The organism is Streptomyces cinereoruber (assembly GCF_009299385.1).
Taxonomy (GTDB): domain Bacteria; phylum Actinomycetota; class Actinomycetes; order Streptomycetales; family Streptomycetaceae; genus Streptomyces; species Streptomyces bikiniensis.
Map to the genome: position 1 here is coordinate 4,603,179 of NZ_CP023693.1, position 19,077 is coordinate 4,622,255.

Below are 19,077 nucleotides of genomic sequence, written 5' to 3' on the forward strand. Positions count from 1 at the left end.
GCACCGGAGGACCGAGCGGAGGCCGACCGCCTACGCCGACCGCGTCAGGTCCGAGACCCGCACCTCCTCCGCGAACGCCTCGCCCCGTGCGTACCGCTCCACCTCCCCCACCGCCTGGTCCGCCATCCGGTGCAGCTCGTTGCCGAGGGAGCCGGCCACGTGCGGGGTGAGGAGGACGTTCGGGAGGGTCCACAGGGGGGAGTCCGGCGGGGGGAGTTCCGGGTCCGTGACGTCGAGGACCGCGTCGAGGCGGCCCGTGAGGAGGTGGGGGAGGAGGGAGGCTTCGTCCACCAGGGAGCCCCGGGAGGTGTTGATCAGGGTCGTCCCGGCCGGCATCGCCGCCAGCTGCGCCGCGCCGATCATGCGGTGCGTGGACGGGAGTTGCGGCGCGTGGACCGAGACGACCGTGCTGCGGGCGCAGAGTTCGTCCAGGTCCACCAGTTCCGTGCCCGGGGGCGGGGTCGTGACGTACGGGTCGTACAGCAGGATCTCGAAGTCGAAGGGGGCCAGGAGGTCGATCACCCTCCGGCCGATGCGGGAGGCGCCGACGATGCCGACCGTGCGGCGGTGGTTGCCCCAGTCGGCGGACTCCTCCAGCCAGGCGTGGCCGGTGCGCAGTTCGGCGTACCGCCGGGCCGAGCGCAGGACCCGTTTCCCGGCGAAGAGGATCGCGGCGAGCGTGTACTCGGCGACCGGCAGCGCGTTGGCGGCGGCGGCCGACGTGACCCGCAGGCCCCGTTCCCAGCAGGCGTCGGTGACGTGGTGCTTGACCGAGCCGGCCGCGTGGACGACGGCCCGCAGCCGGGGCGCCCGGTCCAGGACCTCGGGGGTGAGCGGTGTCGCGCCCCAGCAGGTGAGGAGGACCTCGGCCTCGGCGAGGGCGGCGGCGGTCCGCGCGTCCGGGGCCGTCAGGTCGTGGGCGACCAGGTGCGGATCGGTGCGGGTGAGGGCCGCGAGGCGGGCGCGGTGGGCCCCGGTGAGCAGGCGGTCGGCGACGCCCGGGCCCATCGCGAGGAGCAGGGCGGGGCGGTTGTCAGTGGTGGGGTGCATGGTGGGAGCAGGCCTTCCTCACTTGACGCTGCCGGCCGTCAGACCGGCCTTCCAGTGGCGCTGGAGGGAGACGAAGGCGACGACGAGGGGGACGACGGCGAGCAGGGAGCCGGTGACGACGAGGGGGTAGAAGTCGGGTTCGGCGTGGGCGTTGCTGTTCCACGCGTACAGGCCGAGGCTCAGCGGGTACAGCTTCTGGTCGGACAGCATCACCAGAGGGAGGAAGAAGTTGTTCCAGACGGCGGTGAACTGGAAGAGGAAGACGGTCACGAAGCCGGGCATGACCATGCGCAGGCCGATCGACCAGAAGACGCGCAGCTCGCCCGCCCCGTCGATGCGGGCGGCCTCCAGGGCCTCGTCGGGGACGTAGCCGGCGCAGAAGACCCGGGAGAGGTAGACGCCGAAGGGGTTGACGAGGACGGGGACCAGGACGGCCCAGTAGGTGTTGACGACGCCGACCTCGCTGGCCAGGAGGTACATCGGCAGGGCGAGCGCGGTGGTGGGGACGAGCACGCCGAGGAGGACGAGGCCGAAGAGCTTCTCCTTGCCCCGGAAGTCGTAGACGTGGAAGGCGTATCCGGCGGCGACGCTGACGAGCGAGCAGGCGAGGGCGCCGAGCCCGGCGTAGAGGAGGCTGTTCAGGTACCAGTGGAAGTAGATGCCGTCGTTGTACTCGGCGAGCCGGGTGAGGTTGCCGCCGAGGTCGAAGCCCTCGAAGGAGAAGGCGTTCCCGGCGAGCAGGCCGCCGGCGTCCTTGGTGGCGGCGGTCAGCAGCCAGACCAGCGGGAAGAGCATGTAGACGGTGGCGAGGACGAGGACGCCGTTGACGGCCGTCCGCGACAGCCATCTGCTGGCGGGACGGGTTCTTCCCGTACGGGTGGCGCTCACGCGGTGCGCTCCTTCCGGGCCGCCCGGCGGCCGGTCAGGCGCGTCACCGCGAAGGAGAGCAGCGCGGCCGTCAGGGCGAGGAGTACGGAGGCCGCAGCGGCGAGCCCGTAGTCGTTGCGGTCGAAGGCCGCGGTGTAGGCGTACATGTTCGGCGTCCAGGTGGAGGTGACGGCGGAGCCGGTGCCCTTGCTGAGGATCAGCGGTTCGGTGAAGAGCTGGAGGGAGCCGATGATCGTGAAGAGGCCGACCATCGCGAGGGATGCCTTGACCAGCGGGACCTTGATGGAGAAGGCGATGCGCCAGGCGCCCGCCCCGTCGACGGTGGCCGCTTCGAGGACGGAGCGGTCGATGGCCTGGAGGGCCGCGTAGAAGATCACCATGTTGTAGCCGAGCCACTCCCACAGGGCGATGTTCACGACGGAGGGCAGGGCGCCTTCGGGGGAGAAGAAGTCGAAGCCGATCCCGCCCGCCTCCATGGCCTTCACGACCGGGCTGAGCTGGGGCGTGTAGAGGTAGACCCAGATCAGGGCGGCGATGATGCCGGGGACGGCGTGCGGCAGGAACAGTGCGAGCTGGAAGAAGCGGCGGGCGCGGGCGAGCGCCGAGTCGAGCAGGAGGGCGAGGCCGAGGGCCCCGGCGAGCAGCAGCGGGATGTAGAACAGGCAGTAGCCGAGCAGGACGCCGAAGCCCTCGCGGAAGGCCCGGTCACCCAGCGCCGCCGTGTAGTTGTCGAGGCCGGTGAAGACGGTCTCGGTGCCGCCGAAGCCCAGTCCGGACTGCTTCTCGGTGAAGAGGCTGAGCCAGACCGCGTATCCGATCGGCACCACCATCACCGCGGTGAAGAGCAGGAAGAAGGGGGTCAGCAGGATCGTGGCGGCGCGGGTGCGGGCCTTCACGCGGATCAGCCCTCGACCTTCAGGCCGCGCTTGGTGAGCTCGGCGACGGTGGCGTCGTGGCCGGCCTTCACGGCGTCGGCGAGGGACGGGCCGCCCGGGGCGATCTTCCCGAACTGGTCCTTGATGGTGGTGTTGGTGGTGCCGGTGGTGGGACCCCAGGCCCAGCTGGGGTTGATGGAGGCGCCGGCGGTCTCGAAGAGGGCGTAGATGTCCTGGCCGCCGTAGTACCCGGCGTCGAAGGCCTGCTTGGCGACCGGGCGCAGGGCCGCGGCGGCGGGGAAGGCGGAGGAGGTGCCGGAGGCGATGCGGGCCTTGACGCCCTCCTCGGTGGTGGACATCCACTCGGCGAAGGCGACGGCCGCGGCCTTCTTCTTGCTGTCCTTGGTCACGGCGAAGGAGGTGCCGCCGAGCATGCCGCTGGCGGGCTTGCCGTCCCAACTGGGGACCGGGGCGACGGCCCACTTGCCGCTCTGCTCGGGCAGGGTGCCCTTGAGGACGCCCGCGCCCCAGGAGGCGCCGAGGTAGCCGAGGGTGGTGCCGTTCTTGAGGGAGCCGACCCACTCGGGGGAGAACGAGGCGTTCTTGTGGACGAGCCCGTCGTCGAGGAGCTTCTGCCAGTAGGCGGTGACCTTGGTGGTGGCCGGGTCGGTGGTGTTCACCTTCCAGGTGTCGTCCTCGGCCTTGAACCACTGGGCGCCGGCCTGCCAGGCCATGGCCTCGAAGGTGGTCGGGTCGTCCGGGAAGAAGGTGGCGATGCGGGCCTTGGCGTCGGCCTTCTTGACCTGTGCGGCGGCCTTCTCGAACTGGTCCCAGGTGGTGGGGACTTGGACCTTGTACTTCTCGAAGAGGTCCTTGCGGTAGAAGAAGGCCTGCGGGGAGGCGTCGAAGGGGACGGCCCAGGACTTGCCGCCGAGGGTGGTGAGTTCGACGGTCTGCGGGAGCAGCTTGGCGCGGTCGGCCTCGGTGAACTCGCCGCCGATGTCCTGGAGGGCGCCGGAGCTCACGAACTCGGGGAGCGAGGAGTACTCGATGGAGACGAGGTCGGGGGCGTTGCCCGCCTTCACGGCGTTGGAGATCTTGGCGTAGCCGCCGGCGGTGCCGGAGGGGATCTCCTCGAACTTCACCTTGACGTCGGTGTGGGAGGCGTTGAAGGCGTCCACGACGTCCTTGGTGCCCTTGGCCCAGCCCCAGAAGGTGAGGGTCACGGGGCCGTTCGGCTTGTTCGCGGTGTCGTCACCGCCGCCGCCGCAGGCCGTGAGGACGGCGAGGGCGGTGGCGGTGCCGGCTATGACGCGGGTCGTTCTGCTCCGGAAGGGGGTCACGGCACGGCTCCTGGGGGCGGGGCGGCTGGGAGGTTGTGGCCGCGATCCTGTGACCGTTCATGACCGAAGTCAAGAGCGAAAGATTGATTGATCGAAAAAAGAACAGTTCGATCAGTGCGATTCTCTACGGACGGGGGTTCGGGGCCCCGCACGAGGACCGCACCCGCAGCCACGGCAGCAGGCTCAGATGGCGCCGCGCCGGCGTCTCCCCGGGGACGTCCCTTTCCGTGAGCCGCTCCACAAGGAGTTCCGTCGCGTGCCGCCCCACCTGCCGCTTGGGCGGCGCGACCGCCGTCAGCGGGGTGTCGGCGAGCGCGGCGACCTCGTCGTCGTACGCGATCAGGGCCAGGTCGCGCGGCACCCCGACCCCCAGCTCGGCCAGGCGCCGCGCGATCTCGATGGCGTCCACGTCGTTGTGGACCAGGGCCGCGCTCGCCAGGCCGGAGCCGACGGCCTCGTGCAGCGCCCGCACCGCCCGCTCGAACCCCTCCGGGTCCGCCTCCGCCGGTACGGAGTCGATGACCGGCCGCGGCTCGGCCAGGCCCAGGGTGCCCAGCGCCTCGGCGTACCCGGCGCGCACCGCGAGCGCCGTCGGCGAGTCCCGGCGGGCGACGAGCAGCGGCGTCGCGTGGCCCAGGGAGAGCAGGTGGCGCAGGGCGAGCAGGACGCCGTGGGCGTGGTCGGAGGCGACCCGGTCCAGGCCGTCGAGCGGGCTGCCGGGCTCGGCGCGACGCTCCAGGAGCACGGCGGGCACGGGCAGTTCGGCCAGCCGGTCGCCGTACGCGAGCCGGTCCTCGGGGCCCCGCCAGCCGGGCGCGACCAGGACGCCCTCGGCGCCCGCCGCGAGCAGCCCCTCGGCGCGGGCCCGGTCCTCCTCCGGGCGGTAGTCCGAGACGCGCAGCACGAGCCGGGCCCCGGCGCGCGCCGCCGCCTCGTGCGCACCCCGGATGACCTCGGCGAAGTAGTACGTGGCGGAGGGCACGAGCAGGCCGAGGACCAGGCCCTCGCCGGGGCGTCCGGCCCCCGGCGCGCCCTGCCGCTCCGGCCAGGACACCTGGCCGTGGACCCGGTCGAGCAGGCCCCGGCCTGCCAGGAGCTCGACGTCCCGGCGGGCGGTGACGGGGGAGACCCCGAGCCGTTCGGCCAGGTCGGAGACGCGGGCGGTGCCGCGCTCGCGGACCAGGGCCAGCAGTCGGTCGTGTCGTTCGGCAGCACTCTCGCGCACGGCGCGGCTCCCCCTCGCGGTGGTGGTGGTTCCCCGAGTCTAGTTCAGAATGATCGAACGGAGAGAGTTTCGATCATTCGCTCTTGAGGTCTTGACGTTCGATCGGAGCCTGTCGAGGATTCCCGGCGACACGGACGTCATCGGACGCGGAGCCACCACGGCCCCCGGGGCGCCGCCGGAACCGTCCCAGGGAGTCTCATGCCGACGCCGTCCGAAGGCCGTGGACCCGCCCTGTCCACGTCGTCCGAAAGCCACGGACCCGCCCTGCCTCCGCACCCCGAAGGCCGTGGTCCTGCCCTGCCGACGCCGTTCGAAGGCCGTGGGCCCGCCCTGCCCCCGCCGCCCCCCGAAGACCGCGGACTCAGCCCGTACACCGGCTGGACCCGGGCCCACTGGGAGGTCGCGGCCGACCGGCTCGTGCTCGACGTGCGCCCCTTCGCCTCGCCCCGGCACGGCCTGATCGGCCTCCCCGGCCCCCGCCCCAGCTGGTCGGGCCCCCGCTCCGACGCCCTGGAGGGCTGGGCCCGCACCTTCCTCCTCGCCGCCCTCCGCGTCGCGGGCGCGCGCGGCGAGGACCCCCACGGCCACCTCGACCGGTACGCCGAGGGGCTCGCCGCCGGGACGGAGGCGCCGGGCCGGGAGGACGCCGAGTCCTGGCCCCTCATGGCCGACACCCGGCAGGCGGTGGTCGAGTCCGCCTCGGTCGCCCTCGGCCTGCGCCTCACCCGCCCCTGGCTCTGGGACCGCCTGGACGACCGCGTCCGCGCCCGGGTCGCGGACTGGCTGCTGCCCGCCCTCGGCCCGTCCCCCGTCGACAACAACTGGTGGCTCTTCGGCCTCACCGTCGCCGGCTTCCTCCGGGACGCCGGGATCGAGACCGACCGCGCCGCCGCCACGATCGACCGCTCCCTCGACCGCGTCGAGGACTGGTACCTCGGCGACGGCTGGTACACCGACGGCGACAACCGCGCCTTCGACCACTACAACGGCTGGGCCCTGCACTTCTACCCCGTGCTCCACGCCCACCTGTCCGGCGACCGCGCCCTCCTCGACCGGTACGGGCCCCGGCTCCGCGCCCACCTCGACGACCACGTCCACCTCTTCGACGCGAACGGCGCCCCCGTCCCGTACGGGCGCTCCCTGATCTACCGCTTCGCCGCGGCCGCCGCCCCCTGGCTCGGCGCCCTCACCGGCCACACCCCGCTCGCCCCCGGCGCCACCCGCCGGCTCGCCTCCGGGGCCCTGCGGCACTTCCTCGACCGGGGCGCCGCCGACGGGCGCGGACTCCTCACCCTCGGCTGGCACGGCCCGTACCCGCCGCTCGTCCAGGAGTACTCGGGCCCGGGCTCCCCCTACTGGGCGTCCAAGGGATTCCTCGGCCTGCTGCTGCCCGCCGACCACCCGGCCTGGACCGACCCCGAGGCACCCCTGCCCGCCGAACGCGCCGACACCGTCCGCGCCTTCGCCCCCGCCGGGCTGCTCGTCCAGACCACCGCCGCCGACGGGCTCGTACGCCTCCACAACCACGGCAGCAACCACGTCGAAAGCCGCGCGGGCGGCGAGGACGACCCCGGCTACGCCCGCCAGGCCTACTCCACCCGTACGGGACCCACCACCGGGTCCGCCCCGGCCGACAACCACTTCGCGCTGCTCGACGCCGAGGGCCAGGCCACCACCCGGGGGCCCGCCGCCCCCGCCGGAACCGGCCCCGGCTGGGCCGCCTCCCTGCACGCCCCGCGCCCCGGCGTCCGGGTCCTCTCCGCGACCCTCGCCCACGGCAGCGCCGAACTCCGCGCCCACCTCGTCCTCGGCGCCCCGGAGGGGACACCCGTACGGCAGACCGGCTGGGCCACCACGCCCGACGGGCCGCGCGCCACCCTCCACCCGGTCCACGGCCACCCGCCCGAGGACCCGGCCGTCGTCCTCCCCGTGGGGGAGACCCTTCAGGGGCCGGGCGCCCACGTCCTCGCCCTCCACGGCACCACGCGCGGCCCGGCCGCCCTCTTCGCCGCCCTCGCCTCGCTCACCGCCGCCCCCGACCCGACCCCCGTCACCGACCACGCGCGCGTGCGGATCGACGGGCACACCCTCCACGTGGCCTGGCGGGACGGCACCACGACGTGCCTGGACCTCGACGCCCTGCTGTGAACGGGCCGCCCGCGCGGATCACTTCGGGCCGTACTTGCGCCCCGCCTTGGAGGAGACCCCGCCGAGCAGACCGCGCGGCGCCAGCTTCACCACGCCCATCAGGGCCTTGTAGCGGGGGTCCGGGATCGACAGCGTCTTCCCCCGGCCCAGGTCGGACAGGGCCGCCGACACCAGCTTGTCCGCGTCGAGCCACATCCAGCCCGGGATGTTGTCCGTGCCCATCCCGGCCCGCTCGTGGAACTCGGTCCGCACGAAGCCCGGGCAGAGCGCCATCAGCCGGACCCCGCTGCCCGCCAGGTCCTTCGCCGCGCCCTGCGTGAACTGCACGACCCACGCCTTCGACGCGCCGTACGTGCCCCGGGGCACGAAGGCCGCCACCGAGGCGACGTTCACCACCCCGCCCCGGCGCCGCTCCCTCATCGAGGCGGCGGCGGCCGAGGTCAGCCGCAGCACGGCCTCGCAGTGCACCGTGAGCATCTTCAGCTCGTCGGCCATGGAGACTTCCAGGAACCGGCCCTTGTTGCCGAAACCGGCGTTGTTCACGAGCAGGTCCACCGGCCGCCGCGGATCCGAGAGCCGCGCCTCGACGGCGGCGATCCCCTTCTCCTCGGAGAGGTCCGCCGCGAGCACCTCGGCCTCCACCCCGTGCCGGTCGTGCAGCTCCGTCGCCTGCTCCCGGAGCCGCTTCACGTCCCGGGCCACGAGCACGACGTCGTGGCCGTCGGCCGCGAGCCTCCGGGCGAAGGCGGCCCCGATGCCCGCGGTGGCTCCCGTAATCAGTGCAGTCGTCATACGGGCACGTTAGTGCCCCGGCCCGGCCGGGGGACCGGCCCTATGCCCCGGCGCACTTCTCCGCGTACTTCTCCGCGTGCCGGCGGGCGAGGTCGAGCAGGCCCGACTCCATCCACTCGGCGGCGACCAGCGTGCCCGGCAGGAGGTCCCGGTCCACGGTCGCGGCCCGGTGGAGCAGCGCGACGGTGACCCCGTGGTCGGGCCGGTGCACGACGGCGATCGGATCGCCCGCCCGCACCTCGCCCGGCACGATCACCCGCAGCAGCGCGCCCGGCCCCGCCTCCGACCGCGTGAACCGCTTGACCCAGCCCTTCTCGCCCAGGAACCCGGCGAACGTACGGCACGGGATGCGGCCGCCGGTCACCTCCAGGACCACCTCGTCGCCGATCCGCCACCGCTCCCCGATCAGGGCGTTGTTGACGTCGAGGCCCCGGGTGGTGAGGTTCTCGCCGAAGGAGCCGTTGGCCAGCTCGCGGCCCAGTTCCCGCTCCCACAGGTCCATGTCCTCGCGGGCGAAGGCGTACGCGGCCCGGTCGGCGCCGCCGTGGAAGCGCAGGTCGCAGACGTCGTCCCCGGCGAGCCCGCTCCCTCCGACACCGGGCGGGCCGGGCGCCTCGATCCGTACGGCGCCCTCGACCGGGCGCTTGTCGATGGCCGTACGGCCGACGGGCGCGTCGGTGTAGTCCACGGCTCTGGCCCGGCCCACATTCACACTCAGCAAGGTCATGCGGGCACTTTACGGGCACCGATCTCAAAGCCGCTCGGCGATATTCGCGTCCTCTCCCAAGACTCGCTTATGCTAGATCCATGATCGAGGCACGCCACCTCCGCGTCCTGCGCGCCGTCGCCGCCACCGGCTCCTTCTCGGCCGCCGCGCGCGAACTCGGCTGCACCCAGCCCGCCGTCAGCCAGCAGATGAAGGCGCTCGAAGCCTCCGCCGGCACGCCGCTGCTGATCCGCACGGGCCGCGAGATGCGCCTCACCCAGGCCGGCGAGGTCCTGGTCCGTCACGCCTCCGGCATCCTCGCCGGGCTCACCGCCGCCGAGGAGGAGGTCGCCGCCATCGCCGGACTCCGCGCCGGCCGGGTCCGCCTGGTCTCCTTCCCCAGCGGCAGCTCCACCCTGGTCCCCACCGCCCTGGCCGCCCTGCGGGCCGCGCACCCCGGCACCCGGGTCTCCCTCGTCGAGGCCGAGCCGCCCCGCTCGATCGAGATGCTCCGCGAGGGCGACTGCGACATCGCCCTCGCCTTCCGGTACGGGGCGGGGCGGGCCGAGTGGGACGACCTGGTCGTCCGCCCGCTGCTCGCCGACCGGCTCGTAGGCCTGGTCCCCGAGGGGCACCGGCTCGCCGGGTCGGACGCGGTCGGCATCGCGGAGCTGGCGGACGAGTCCTGGATCGCGGGCTGCCCGCGCTGCCGCCGCCAGCTCGTGGACGTCTGCGAGGAGGCGGGCTTCACGCCCCGCATCGACTTCGCGACCGACGACTACCCGGCCGTGGTGGGCCTGGTGGGGGCGGGCCTGGGCGTGGCCGTCCTGCCGGCCCTCGCCATCGAGTCCGTACGGCCCAAGGGGGCGCGGACCGTGGCCGTGGAGCCCGCCGTGGAGCGGGAGATCGTGGCCCTGACCCTGCCGGACCTGGCGCAGGTCCCGGCGGTCGCCGCCACGCTGGACGAACTGACGCGCGCCGCCACGCGCGCGTAGGTCACGTTCTCAGGGTTCTTCACCGCACGCGCCGCCACGCGCGCGCAGGGGCCGTCTCCGGTGTCCTCACGCGCGTGGGCGCGGTGGGTGTCGCTGTTCCCGGTTCACACCGGGCTCCGGACCGCGAGGGGCCCGGACTGTTCGAAGAAACGTTCCTTCACATGGACGCCGGCGCGGCCGTCGGGGCCGCGGGGGGCGTCGTGATCAGACGGTTGCGGGCGCGTCCCATGAGCTCTTCGCGTTCGTCCTCGGTGAGGCCGCCCCAGACGCCGTAGGGCTCCCGCACGGCGAGTGCGTGTGCCGCGCACTCCGCGCGCACCGGGCACCGCATGCAGACCTCTTTCGCCGAGTTCTCACGCGCACTCCGTGCCGCGCCGCGCTCTCCCTCGGGGTGGAAGAACAGGGAGCTGTCGACCCCGCGGCAGGCCGCGAGCAGCTGCCAGTCCCACAGATCGGCGTTGGGTCCGGGAAGGCGGGAGAAATCTGCCATTGCGCTTGTCCCCTTGAAACCGTGTCGAACGGATAGGTGGGCGGGTGGATGGCTGACGGCCGGGGCTCCTTCCTGTCCCCGACAGCTCGGGTCGTCGTTACACCTACTGTCTAAGTAGATGTAAATATGACTCATTGCGAATCTAGCCACAGACACCGCGAAAAGGGAAGAAATCCCGCTAAATGGGGCATAGCTTTTGATCTCGTAACAGAAGAGCCGCGTCGCTCTTCTCCGCGCACGGCCCCTCACGTAGAGTGCCGAAGCCTGCCGTCCGACCCGTAACTCTTTCGAGTGACCGTCGTTGAGAGTGCGGAGGCGGTTGGAGGAACAAGCGATCGGGCAGGTGTCCGAGAGCGTCAACCGCACAGGTGACGATACGTACAGCCCTGGAGGCTCAAGGTGACGCGCAACAGCTGCGAGAGCCGCGGAGGTCAGGCATGACATCCGTCCTCGTCTGCGACGACTCCCCGCTTGCCCGAGAGGCGCTCCGCCGCGCGGTCGCGACCGTGCCCGGCGTCGAGCGCGTGACCACCGCGGCCAACGGCGAGGAAGTCCTCCGCCGCTGGGGCGCGGACCGCTCGGACCTGATTCTGATGGACGTGCGCATGCCCGGCCTGGGCGGTGTGGAAACCGTCCGCCGGCTGCTCTCGGCGGACCCCGGCGCCCGGATCATCATGCTCACGGTCGCCGAGGACCTCGACGGCGTCGCGCTCGCGGTCGCCGCGGGTGCCCGCGGATACCTGCACAAGGACGCCTCGCGCGCCGAGCTGCGGGCCACGGTCACCCAGGCGCTCGCCGACCCGACCTGGCGGCTCGCCCCGCGCCGCCTCCGCTCGGCCGAGATGGGCGCCGCGCCCACCCTCACCGCGCGCGAGATCCAGGTCCTCGAAGGCATGAGCCACGGCCGGTCCAACGCCGAGATCGGGCGCGAGCTCTTCCTCTCCGAGGACACGGTCAAGACCCACGCCCGGCGCCTCTTCAAGAAGCTCGGCGCCTCGGACCGCGCCCACGCCGTCGCCCTCGGCTTCCGCTGGGGCCTGGTCCGCTGACGTCGCAGGTCACCCGCCGTATCCCCGTCCCCGTCCGCGTCCTTCGCGGGGTGGACGGGGTGGGCTTGTGTCACTTCCCCGCCGGATGACGCATCCTTGAGATGTGGAGTTCCTCGGGGACGAGTCGATCGAGCGGGAGGGGAGGGCGCGGGAGATGAGTTCCGGCGCACCTGCTCATAACGCTTCGGTGCACAACTACGGACGCGGTGCCACGGACGCGGAAGCGCCGGGGCACCATGGAGCGATGCGCGACGACGAGACCGCGGGGTCCCCCATGCCTGCCAAGCAGGGGGAGATCGGCGCGCTCGTCCACCGCGCGGTCGAAGGCGACGCGCAGGCCACCCACGACCTCCTCGCCCGCGTGCACCCGCTCGCCCTGCGGTACTGCCGCACCCGCCTCAACCGGCTCCCCGGCGACGCCCGCCACTTCGTGGAGGACCTCGCCCAAGAGGTCTGCGTCGCCGTCCTGATGGCCCTGCCCCGCTACAAGGACACGGGCAGGCCCTTCGAGGCCTTCGTCTTCGCCATCGCCGGGCACAAGGTCGCCGACCTCCAGCGGGCCGCCATGCGGCACCCCGGGTCCACGGCCGTCCCCTCCGACGAGATGCCCGAGCGGCCCGACGACTCCCTCGGCCCCGAGGAGCGGGCGCTGCTCAGCGACGACGCAGAGTGGGCCAAGAAGCTGCTCGCCAACCTCCCGGAGAACCAGCGCGAACTGCTCGTGCTCCGGGTCGCCGTCGGACTCACCGCCGAGGAGACCGGGCAGATGCTCGGCATGTCCCCCGGCGCCGTCCGGGTCGCCCAGCACCGCGCCCTCAGCCGGCTGCGCGCGCTGGCGGAGCAGTAACACCTTTCCGGCGTCCGCTTCCGGCGCCTCCTTCCGGCACACCCTTCCGGCGCCCCCTTCGGGTGGTCCCGGCCGGGTGGTAAGTCCCGACGGCTCCCGTCGTCCCTTTCGTCCACGTGGGAACGTCCAAAGCTGCCCGCTGATCTTGCTCGTGGAATGAGACACTGCTCGGGCCCGTTAGCATGGACATCCCGCACCGATCAAGGCCATTTGGGAAGGTGTCATGACTGCCAACGTCGACGGAGTGCCCGACAAATTCGCGACACTCGGGCTGACCTACGACGACGTGCTGCTGCTGCCGGGAGCCTCCGAGGTCCTCCCCAACGCGGTCGACACCTCGTCCCGCATCTCGCGCAACGTCCGCGTCAACATCCCGCTGCTCTCGGCGGCGATGGACAAGGTGACCGAGTCCCGCATGGCCATCGCGATGGCCCGCCTGGGCGGCGTCGGCGTGCTCCACCGCAACCTGTCCGTCGAGGACCAGGTCAACCAGGTCGACCTGGTCAAGCGCTCCGAGTCCGGCATGGTCACCGACCCCATCACGGTGCACCCCGAGGCCACGCTCGCCGAGGCGGACGCGCTCTGCGCCAAGTTCCGCATCAGCGGCGTCCCCGTCACCACCCCCGACGGCAAGCTCCTCGGCATCGTCACCAACCGCGACATGGCCTTCGAGACCGACCGCGACCGCCAGGTCCGCGAGGTCATGACGCCGATGCCGCTGGTCACCGGCAAGGTCGGCATCTCCGGCGTCGACGCCATGGAGCTGCTGCGCCGCCACAAGATCGAGAAGCTGCCGCTGGTCGACGACCAGGGCGTCCTCAAGGGCCTCATCACCGTCAAGGACTTCGTCAAGGCGGAGAAGTACCCGAACGCCGCCAAGGACGCCGAGGGCCGCCTGCTCGTCGGCGCCGCCGTGGGCGCCAGCCCCGAGGCCCTGGAGCGCGCCCAGGCGCTCGCCGCCGCCGGCGTCGACTTCCTGGTCGTGGACACCTCGCACGGCCACAACAGCAACGCCCTGAGCTGGATGGCGAAGATCAAGTCCAGCGTGGACGTCGACGTGATCGGCGGCAACGTCGCCACCCGCGACGGCGCGCAGGCCCTGATCGACGCTGGCGTCGACGGCATCAAGGTCGGCGTGGGCCCCGGCTCCATCTGCACCACCCGCGTCGTCGCCGGCATCGGCGTCCCGCAGGTCACCGCCATCTACGAGGCCTCCCTCGCGGCCCGCGCCGCCGGCGTCCCGCTGATCGGCGACGGCGGCCTCCAGTACTCCGGCGACATCGGCAAGGCGCTCGCCGCCGGCGCCGACACCGTGATGCTCGGCAGCCTCCTCGCCGGCTGCGAGGAGTCGCCCGGCGAGCTGCTCTTCATCAACGGCAAGCAGTTCAAGTCGTACCGCGGCATGGGCTCGCTCGGCGCCATGCAGTCCCGCGGCCAGGGCCGGTCCTACTCCAAGGACCGCTACTTCCAGGCCGAGGTCTCCTCCGACGACAAGCTCGTCCCCGAGGGCGTCGAGGGCCAGGTCCCCTACCGGGGCCCGCTCTCCAACGTCCTGCACCAGCTCGTCGGCGGCCTCCGCCAGACCATGGGCTACGTGGGCGCGGCCACCGTCGCGGAGATGGAGTCCAAGGGCCGCTTCGTCCGGATCACCGCGGCCGGCCTCAAGGAGAGCCACCCGCACGACATCCAGATGACGGTCGAGGCGCCGAACTACAGCAGGAAGTAACGGAGCGCGACGCGTGGGGCGGTTCCGGCATGTGGCCGGAGCCGCCCCACGCGCGCGTGTCGGGGATACTGGTAGGCGCAGACGTAGAGGGAAAGGCCACACATCGTGACTGAGATCGAGATCGGGCGCGGCAAGCGCGGCCGCAGGGCGTACGCGTTCGACGACATCGCCGTCGTGCCCAGCCGGCGCACCCGGGACCCGAAGGAGGTCTCGATCGCCTGGCAGATCGACGCCTACCGGTTCGAGCTGCCGTTCCTGGCCGCTCCCATGGACTCGGTCGTCTCGCCGCAGACCGCCATCCGCATCGGCGAGCTGGGCGGCCTGGGCGTCCTGAACCTCGAAGGCCTGTGGACCCGGTACGAGGACCCGCAGCCGCTCCTGGACGAGATCGCCGAGCTGGACGAGGCCACCGCGACCCGCCGTCTGCAGGAGATCTACTCCGCCCCCATCCAGGAGGAGCTGATCGGCAGGCGCATCAAGGAGGTGCGCGACGCCGGCGTCGTCACCGCCGCCGCGCTCTCCCCGCAGCGCACCGCCCAGTTCTCCAAGGCCGTCGTCGACGCGGGGGTGGACCTCTTCGTCATCCGCGGCACCACGGTCTCCGCCGAGCACGTCTCGGGCGCGGCCGAGCCGCTGAACCTGAAGCAGTTCATCTACGAGCTGGACGTCCCGGTCATCGTCGGCGGCTGCGCCACGTACACCGCGGCCCTGCACCTGATGCGCACCGGCGCGGCGGGCGTCCTGGTCGGCTTCGGTGGCGGCGCCGCGCACACCACGCGCAACGTCCTGGGCATCCAGGTCCCGATGGCGACCGCCGTCGCGGACGTGGCCGCGGCGCGCCGCGACTACATGGACGAGTCCGGCGGCCGGTACGTGCACGTGATCGCGGACGGCGGCGTGGGCTGGTCCGGCGACCTGCCGAAGGCGATCGCCTGCGGCGCCGACGCGGTCATGATCGGCTCCCCGCTGGCCCGCGCCACGGACGCGCCCGGCAAGGGCCACCACTGGGGCATGGAGGCCGTCCACGAGGACGTGCCGCGCGGCAAGCTGGTCGACCTGGGCATCGTCGGCACCACCGAGGAGATCCTCGCGGGCCCGTCGCACATCCCGGACGGCTCGATGAACTTCTTCGGCGCCCTGCGCCGCGCGATGGCCACCACGGGCTACAGCGAGCTCAAGGAGTTCCAGCGCGTCGAGGTCACGGTCGCGGACGCGCAGCACAAGCGCTGACCTGCCGTACGTACGCGAGAGGGGCCCCGCACCGGGTGGTGCGGGGCCCTCCTGCGTGTCCGGTCGTTCGGTCAGAGGCGGTGGGCCGCGCCCGCCGGGGTGGCGCCCCGGGTGTCGAGGAGGAGCTGCGCCTTCACCGACAGGCCCTGGAGGTCGTAGGTCCGGTGGTGCTGGAGCAGGACCGTCAGGTCGGCGTGGGCGGCGGCCTCGTAGAGGGAGTCCGCGCGGGGGACGGGGAGTTCGCGGACGCGCCAGTCGGGGACGTACGGGTCGTGGTAGCTGACGGCCGCGCCCAGGTCCATCAGGCGGCGGGCGATCTCGTCGGCGGGCGAGCCCTGCCGGTCGGGCAGGTCGGGCTTGTACGTGATGCCGAGCAGCAGGATCCTGGCCCCGCGCGCCGACTTCCCGTGCTCGTTGAGCAGGGCTGCGGCGCGCCGCACCACGTACGCGGGCATGCGCTCGTTGACCTGGCCCGCGAGTTCGACCAGGCGGAGCGGGCGGTGGGCGCCGACGGTGTCGACGGGGACGCCGTGGCCGCCGACGCCGGGGCCGGGGCGGAAGGCCTGGAAGCCGAAGGGCTTGGTCTCGGCGCAGCGGATGACGTCCCACAGGTCGACGCCGAGTTCGTGGCAGAGGACCGCCATCTCGTTGACGAGGGCGATGTTGACGTGCCGGAAGTTGGTCTCCAGGAGCTTGACCGTCTCCGCCTCGCGGGGCCCACGCGCACGTACCACCTTGTCGGTGAGGCGCCCGTAGAAGGCGGCGGCGGACTCGGTGCAGGCGGGGGTGAGGCCGCCGATGACCTTGGGGGTGCCGGCGTAGCCGTGGGTGCGGCTGCCGGGGTCGAGCCGGCCGGGGGAGTACGCGAGGTGGAAGTCGCGGCCCGCGCGCAGTCCCGAGCCGGTTTCGAGGACGTCGCGGAGCAGGCCCTCGGTGGTGCCCGGCGGGACGGGGGACTCCAGGACGACGGTGGTGTGGGGGCGCAGCCGGACGGCGAGGGCGCGGGCGGCGTCGGTGACGGCGGTGAGGTCGAGGGCCCGGTCGGGGCCGAGGGGGGTCGGGGGGCAGAGGACGGCGGTGCGGACCCGGCCGAGTTCGGCGGGGTCGTGGGTGGGCCGGAAGCCGCCCGCGAGCATCCGGCGGACCTCCGGGACGGTGAGCGGGCCGTCGGCCGGGGAGCGCCCGGCGGCGAGTTCGGCGGCGGGCCGCGGGTCGGTGTCGTAGCCGACGGTGTCGATGCCCGCGGCGGTGGCGGCCTGGGCGAGGGGGAGTCCGTGGTGGCCGAGGCCGATGACGGCGAGATCAGCGGGCATGGGGGGTGGGCCGTCCTTCCCAGTAGCCGGAGGGGGCGCTACGCGCAAGCCCGGTGGGCGGAACGGGTCGCACGCAATGTCAGACTAGGCGTAAATATGACCGTTATGTCGCATTGTGGGGCCGCAGGTCGCCGAGTGTTATCCACAGGTCGGTGGCGAGGCGGTGGCTGAAGTCGCCCCGGCGGGACAGAATCGAGCTGTGAGCCGGACCACACGGTCCCGGCTCGCTCGCGGAAAGGGCGCGTGCGCGTTCCGTGCGGCGGCCGTGTGTGCGTTCCGCCCGGTGGGTGTGCCCCGTTCGCCGGACGGGCGCGTGCCCGCTCGCGCGGCGGGTACGGGTCCGCTCGCGGGAAGGCCTGTACGAGGGCCGGGTCGCGGGAAGGCCTGTACACGGGCCCGGTCGCGGGAAGCCGTGTGCGGGAGAGCCCGTGCGCGGGAAGGACGGGGGACGACGGGAGGCGGCAGACGTGAGGACAGCGACACTGGGACCGGCCGAGCGCGCCGAGGCGCTCGTCGCCATGGCCGGGCGCGAGCTGGACGTGCTGGTCGTCGGCGCCGGGGTGGTCGGCGCCGGGACGGCCCTCGACGCCGTCACGAGAGGACTCTCCACCGGCATCGTCGAGGCCCGCGACTGGGCCTCGGGCACCTCCAGCCGGTCCAGCAAGCTCATCCACGGCGGCCTGCGCTACCTGGAGATGCTGGACTTCGCCCTGGTCCGGGAGGCGCTCAAGGAGCGCGGACTCCTCCTGGAGCGGCTGGCCCCCCACCTGGTGAAGCCGGTCCCCTTCCTCTACCCCCTCCAGCACAAGGGCTGGGAGCGGTTCTACGCCGGCTCGGGCGTCGCGCTGTACGACGCGATGTCGCTCTCCTCCGGACACGGCCGGGGCCTCCCCGCCCACCGGCACCTCTCCCGGCAGGGCGCCCTGCGCGTCGCCCCCTGCCTGCGGAAGGACGCCCTCGTCGGCGCCCTCCAGTACTACGACGCCCAGATGGACGACGCCCGCTTCGTCACCACCCTCGTGCGCACGGCCGCCTCCTACGGCGCGCTCGCCGCGAGCCGGGCCCGGGTCGTCGGCTTCCTGCGCGAGGGCGAGCGGGTCGTCGGCGCGCGCGTCCAGGACGTCGAGGCCGGCGCCGAGTACGAGATCCGGGCCAAGCAGGTCGTCAACGCCACCGGGGTGTGGACCGACGACACCCAGGCCCTCATCGGGGAGCGCGGCCAGTTCCACGTCCGCGCCTCCAAGGGCATCCACCTCGTCGTGCCCAAGGACCGCATCCACTCCACCACCGGTCTGATCCTGCGCACCGAGAAGTCCGTCCTCTTCGTGATCCCCTGGGGACGCCACTGGATCGTCGGCACCACCGACACCGACTGGGACCTCGACAAGGCCCACCCCGCCGCCTCCAGCGCCGACATCGACTACCTCCTGGAGCACGTGAACACGGTGCTCGCCACCCCGCTCACCCGCGACGACGTCGAGGGCGTCTACGCCGGCCTGCGCCCCCTGCTCGCCGGCGAGTCCGACGCCACCAGCAAGCTCTCGCGCGAGCACACCGTCGCCCACCCGGTCCCCGGCCTGGTCGTGGTGGCCGGCGGCAAGTACACGACGTACCGCGTGATGGCGAAGGACGCCGTGGACGAGGCGGTCCACGGCCTCGACCAGCGCGTCGCCCCCTGCGTCACCGAGGACACCCCGCTCCTCGGCGCCGAGGGCTACCGGGCCCTGTGGAACGCGCGGGCCGGGATCGCCGCCCGGCACGGCCTGCACGTCGTGCGGGTCGAGCACCTCCTCAACCGGTACGGCTCCCTGACGCGGCAGCTCCTCGACCTGATCGCCGAGGACCCCCGGCTCGGCGAACCCCTCCCGGCGGCCGACGACTACCTGCGCGCCGAGATCGTCTACGCCGCCTCGCACGAGGGCGCCCGCCACCTCGACGACGTCCTCACCCGGCGGACCCGGATCTCCATCGAGACCTTCGACCGGGGCACGCGCAGCGCCCGCGAGTGCGCGGAGCTGATGGCCCCGGTCCTCGGCTGGGACGCCCGCCAGATCGACAAGGAGGTCGAGCACTACGAGAAGCGGGTGGAGGCCGAGCGCGAGTCGCAGCGCCAGCCCGACGACCTGACGGCGGACGCCGCACGGCTGGGGGCGCCGGACATCGTGCCCATCTGACCGCCCCCGCCCGCGTGTACCCGTCCTCCCGTGGACAACTGACGGAACGTCCGGTCCGGCGGGACGTCCGGGTCGTCCGGGTACCGGTGGGAACCTCGGAGGCGTACGGCGGCGTCGTCATTCCGGAGTACGGACCCGGGGGCGTCACCGGTCCCGAGGTGAGGGACAATGGGCTCTCTTCCAGGGCGGGTTAACGCATCACGCGGGAAGCGGCAGACGCGGCGAA

The 19,077-nt window shown here is 72.9% G+C and carries 16 protein-coding genes; 7 read left to right on the forward strand and 9 right to left on the reverse strand.

Features of this window, described 5'->3' with window-relative positions:
* Nucleotides 1–30: 30 nt before the first annotated feature.
* From CP977_RS20910 to CP977_RS20930, 5 genes are all read right to left on the reverse strand, one after another.
* Entirely contained in the window at nucleotides 31–1,050 is a 1,020-nt protein-coding gene (locus CP977_RS20910; protein WP_152370638.1) for a hydroxyacid dehydrogenase, read from the reverse strand.
* 18 nt (nucleotides 1,051–1,068) lie between these two features.
* A complete protein-coding gene (locus tag CP977_RS20915; RefSeq protein WP_062752701.1) occupies nucleotides 1,069–1,938 on the reverse strand; it encodes a carbohydrate ABC transporter permease in 870 nt (289 codons plus the stop codon).
* The gene (locus CP977_RS20920; RefSeq protein WP_062752699.1) at nucleotides 1,935–2,834 is read right to left on the reverse strand and encodes a carbohydrate ABC transporter permease; all 900 of its coding nucleotides are present in this window, start codon (nucleotides 2,832–2,834) and stop codon (nucleotides 1,935–1,937) included. Before CP977_RS20920 ends, CP977_RS20915 begins: the two co-directional genes overlap by 4 nt.
* Nucleotides 2,835–2,839: 5 nt before the next feature.
* Nucleotides 2,840–4,156: an ABC transporter substrate-binding protein gene (locus tag CP977_RS20925; protein ID WP_062752697.1), complete on the reverse strand. Its 1,317-nt coding sequence runs from the start codon at nucleotides 4,154–4,156 to the stop codon at nucleotides 2,840–2,842.
* A gap of 124 nt (nucleotides 4,157–4,280) precedes the next feature.
* The gene (locus CP977_RS20930; protein WP_062752695.1) at nucleotides 4,281–5,381 is read right to left on the reverse strand and encodes a substrate-binding domain-containing protein; all 1,101 of its coding nucleotides are present in this window, start codon (nucleotides 5,379–5,381) and stop codon (nucleotides 4,281–4,283) included.
* 198 nt (nucleotides 5,382–5,579) lie between these two features.
* Between CP977_RS20930 and CP977_RS20935 the strand changes: the two genes are divergently transcribed.
* Complete coding sequence (locus tag CP977_RS20935; RefSeq protein ID WP_152370639.1) at nucleotides 5,580–7,529, forward strand: DUF2264 domain-containing protein; 1,950 nt, start codon at nucleotides 5,580–5,582, stop codon at nucleotides 7,527–7,529.
* A gap of 18 nt (nucleotides 7,530–7,547) precedes the next feature.
* Here CP977_RS20935 and CP977_RS20940 read toward each other — a convergent pair whose 3' ends face one another.
* The gene (locus tag CP977_RS20940) at nucleotides 7,548–8,321 is read right to left on the reverse strand and encodes an SDR family NAD(P)-dependent oxidoreductase (RefSeq protein ID WP_062752693.1); all 774 of its coding nucleotides are present in this window, start codon (nucleotides 8,319–8,321) and stop codon (nucleotides 7,548–7,550) included.
* A gap of 40 nt (nucleotides 8,322–8,361) precedes the next feature.
* Nucleotides 8,362–9,048, reverse strand: coding sequence for an MOSC domain-containing protein (locus tag CP977_RS20945; RefSeq protein ID WP_062752691.1), 687 nt, complete (start codon nucleotides 9,046–9,048; stop codon nucleotides 8,362–8,364).
* Nucleotides 9,049–9,128: 80 nt separating this feature from the next.
* Here CP977_RS20945 and CP977_RS20950 point away from each other — a divergent pair, with 80 nt between their 5' ends.
* Nucleotides 9,129–10,022, forward strand: a complete 894-nt coding sequence (locus CP977_RS20950; RefSeq protein ID WP_109185182.1) for a LysR family transcriptional regulator — start codon at nucleotides 9,129–9,131, stop codon at nucleotides 10,020–10,022.
* A gap of 157 nt (nucleotides 10,023–10,179) precedes the next feature.
* Here the strand turns inward: CP977_RS20950 and CP977_RS20955 are convergent, their stop codons facing one another.
* Nucleotides 10,180–10,512, reverse strand: a complete 333-nt coding sequence (locus CP977_RS20955; RefSeq protein WP_062752687.1) for a WhiB family transcriptional regulator — start codon at nucleotides 10,510–10,512, stop codon at nucleotides 10,180–10,182.
* A gap of 437 nt (nucleotides 10,513–10,949) precedes the next feature.
* On the opposite strand from CP977_RS20955, the gene CP977_RS20960 reads away from it, so the two are divergent.
* The 4 genes from CP977_RS20960 (at nucleotide 10,950) to CP977_RS20975 (ending at nucleotide 15,364) form a co-directional block, all read left to right on the forward strand.
* Nucleotides 10,950–11,561 (forward strand): response regulator transcription factor, encoded by a 612-nt coding sequence (locus CP977_RS20960; protein WP_003948568.1) that lies wholly within the window; start codon nucleotides 10,950–10,952, stop codon nucleotides 11,559–11,561.
* A gap of 244 nt (nucleotides 11,562–11,805) precedes the next feature.
* Nucleotides 11,806–12,408 (forward strand): sigma-70 family RNA polymerase sigma factor, encoded by a 603-nt coding sequence (locus tag CP977_RS20965; RefSeq protein ID WP_062752684.1) that lies wholly within the window; start codon nucleotides 11,806–11,808, stop codon nucleotides 12,406–12,408.
* A gap of 223 nt (nucleotides 12,409–12,631) precedes the next feature.
* A complete protein-coding gene (gene guaB, locus CP977_RS20970) occupies nucleotides 12,632–14,134 on the forward strand; it encodes an IMP dehydrogenase (protein WP_030209131.1) in 1,503 nt (500 codons plus the stop codon).
* A 105-nt stretch (nucleotides 14,135–14,239) separates the two neighbouring features.
* On the forward strand, nucleotides 14,240–15,364 hold the full coding sequence (locus CP977_RS20975; RefSeq protein WP_062752682.1) for a GuaB3 family IMP dehydrogenase-related protein: 1,125 nt from the start codon (nucleotides 14,240–14,242) through the stop codon (nucleotides 15,362–15,364).
* Between the two features lie 71 nt (nucleotides 15,365–15,435).
* Here the strand turns inward: CP977_RS20975 and CP977_RS20980 are convergent, their stop codons facing one another.
* Nucleotides 15,436–16,677 carry a nucleotide sugar dehydrogenase gene (locus tag CP977_RS20980; RefSeq protein WP_062752680.1) on the reverse strand — a complete coding sequence of 414 codons (1,242 nt, stop codon included), beginning with the start codon at nucleotides 16,675–16,677 and terminating at the stop codon, nucleotides 15,436–15,438.
* 467 nt (nucleotides 16,678–17,144) lie between these two features.
* Here CP977_RS20980 and CP977_RS20985 point away from each other — a divergent pair, with 467 nt between their 5' ends.
* Complete coding sequence (locus tag CP977_RS20985; protein ID WP_109185183.1) at nucleotides 17,145–18,851, forward strand: glycerol-3-phosphate dehydrogenase/oxidase; 1,707 nt, start codon at nucleotides 17,145–17,147, stop codon at nucleotides 18,849–18,851.
* Nucleotides 18,852–19,077 lie beyond the last annotated feature (226 nt).

Excerpts from the sequence above, each read along its gene's own strand:
- guaB (WP_030209131.1), top strand. The coding sequence starts at position 12,632 with ATGACTGCCAACGTCGACGGAGTGCCCGACAAATTCGCGACACTCGGG.
- CP977_RS20910 (WP_152370638.1), bottom strand. The coding sequence starts at position 1,050 with ATGCACCCCACCACTGACAACCGCCCCGCCCTGCTCCTCGCGATGGGC.
- CP977_RS20965 (WP_062752684.1), top strand. The coding sequence starts at position 11,806 with ATGCGCGACGACGAGACCGCGGGGTCCCCCATGCCTGCCAAGCAGGGG.
- CP977_RS20960 (WP_003948568.1), top strand. The coding sequence starts at position 10,950 with ATGACATCCGTCCTCGTCTGCGACGACTCCCCGCTTGCCCGAGAGGCG.
- CP977_RS20940 (WP_062752693.1), bottom strand. The coding sequence starts at position 8,321 with ATGACGACTGCACTGATTACGGGAGCCACCGCGGGCATCGGGGCCGCC.
- CP977_RS20955 (WP_062752687.1), bottom strand. The coding sequence starts at position 10,512 with ATGGCAGATTTCTCCCGCCTTCCCGGACCCAACGCCGATCTGTGGGAC.
- CP977_RS20980 (WP_062752680.1), bottom strand. The coding sequence starts at position 16,677 with ATGCCCGCTGATCTCGCCGTCATCGGCCTCGGCCACCACGGACTCCCC.
- CP977_RS20935 (WP_152370639.1), top strand. The coding sequence starts at position 5,580 with ATGCCGACGCCGTCCGAAGGCCGTGGACCCGCCCTGTCCACGTCGTCC.
- CP977_RS20950 (WP_109185182.1), top strand. The coding sequence starts at position 9,129 with ATGATCGAGGCACGCCACCTCCGCGTCCTGCGCGCCGTCGCCGCCACC.
- CP977_RS20945 (WP_062752691.1), bottom strand. The coding sequence starts at position 9,048 with ATGACCTTGCTGAGTGTGAATGTGGGCCGGGCCAGAGCCGTGGACTAC.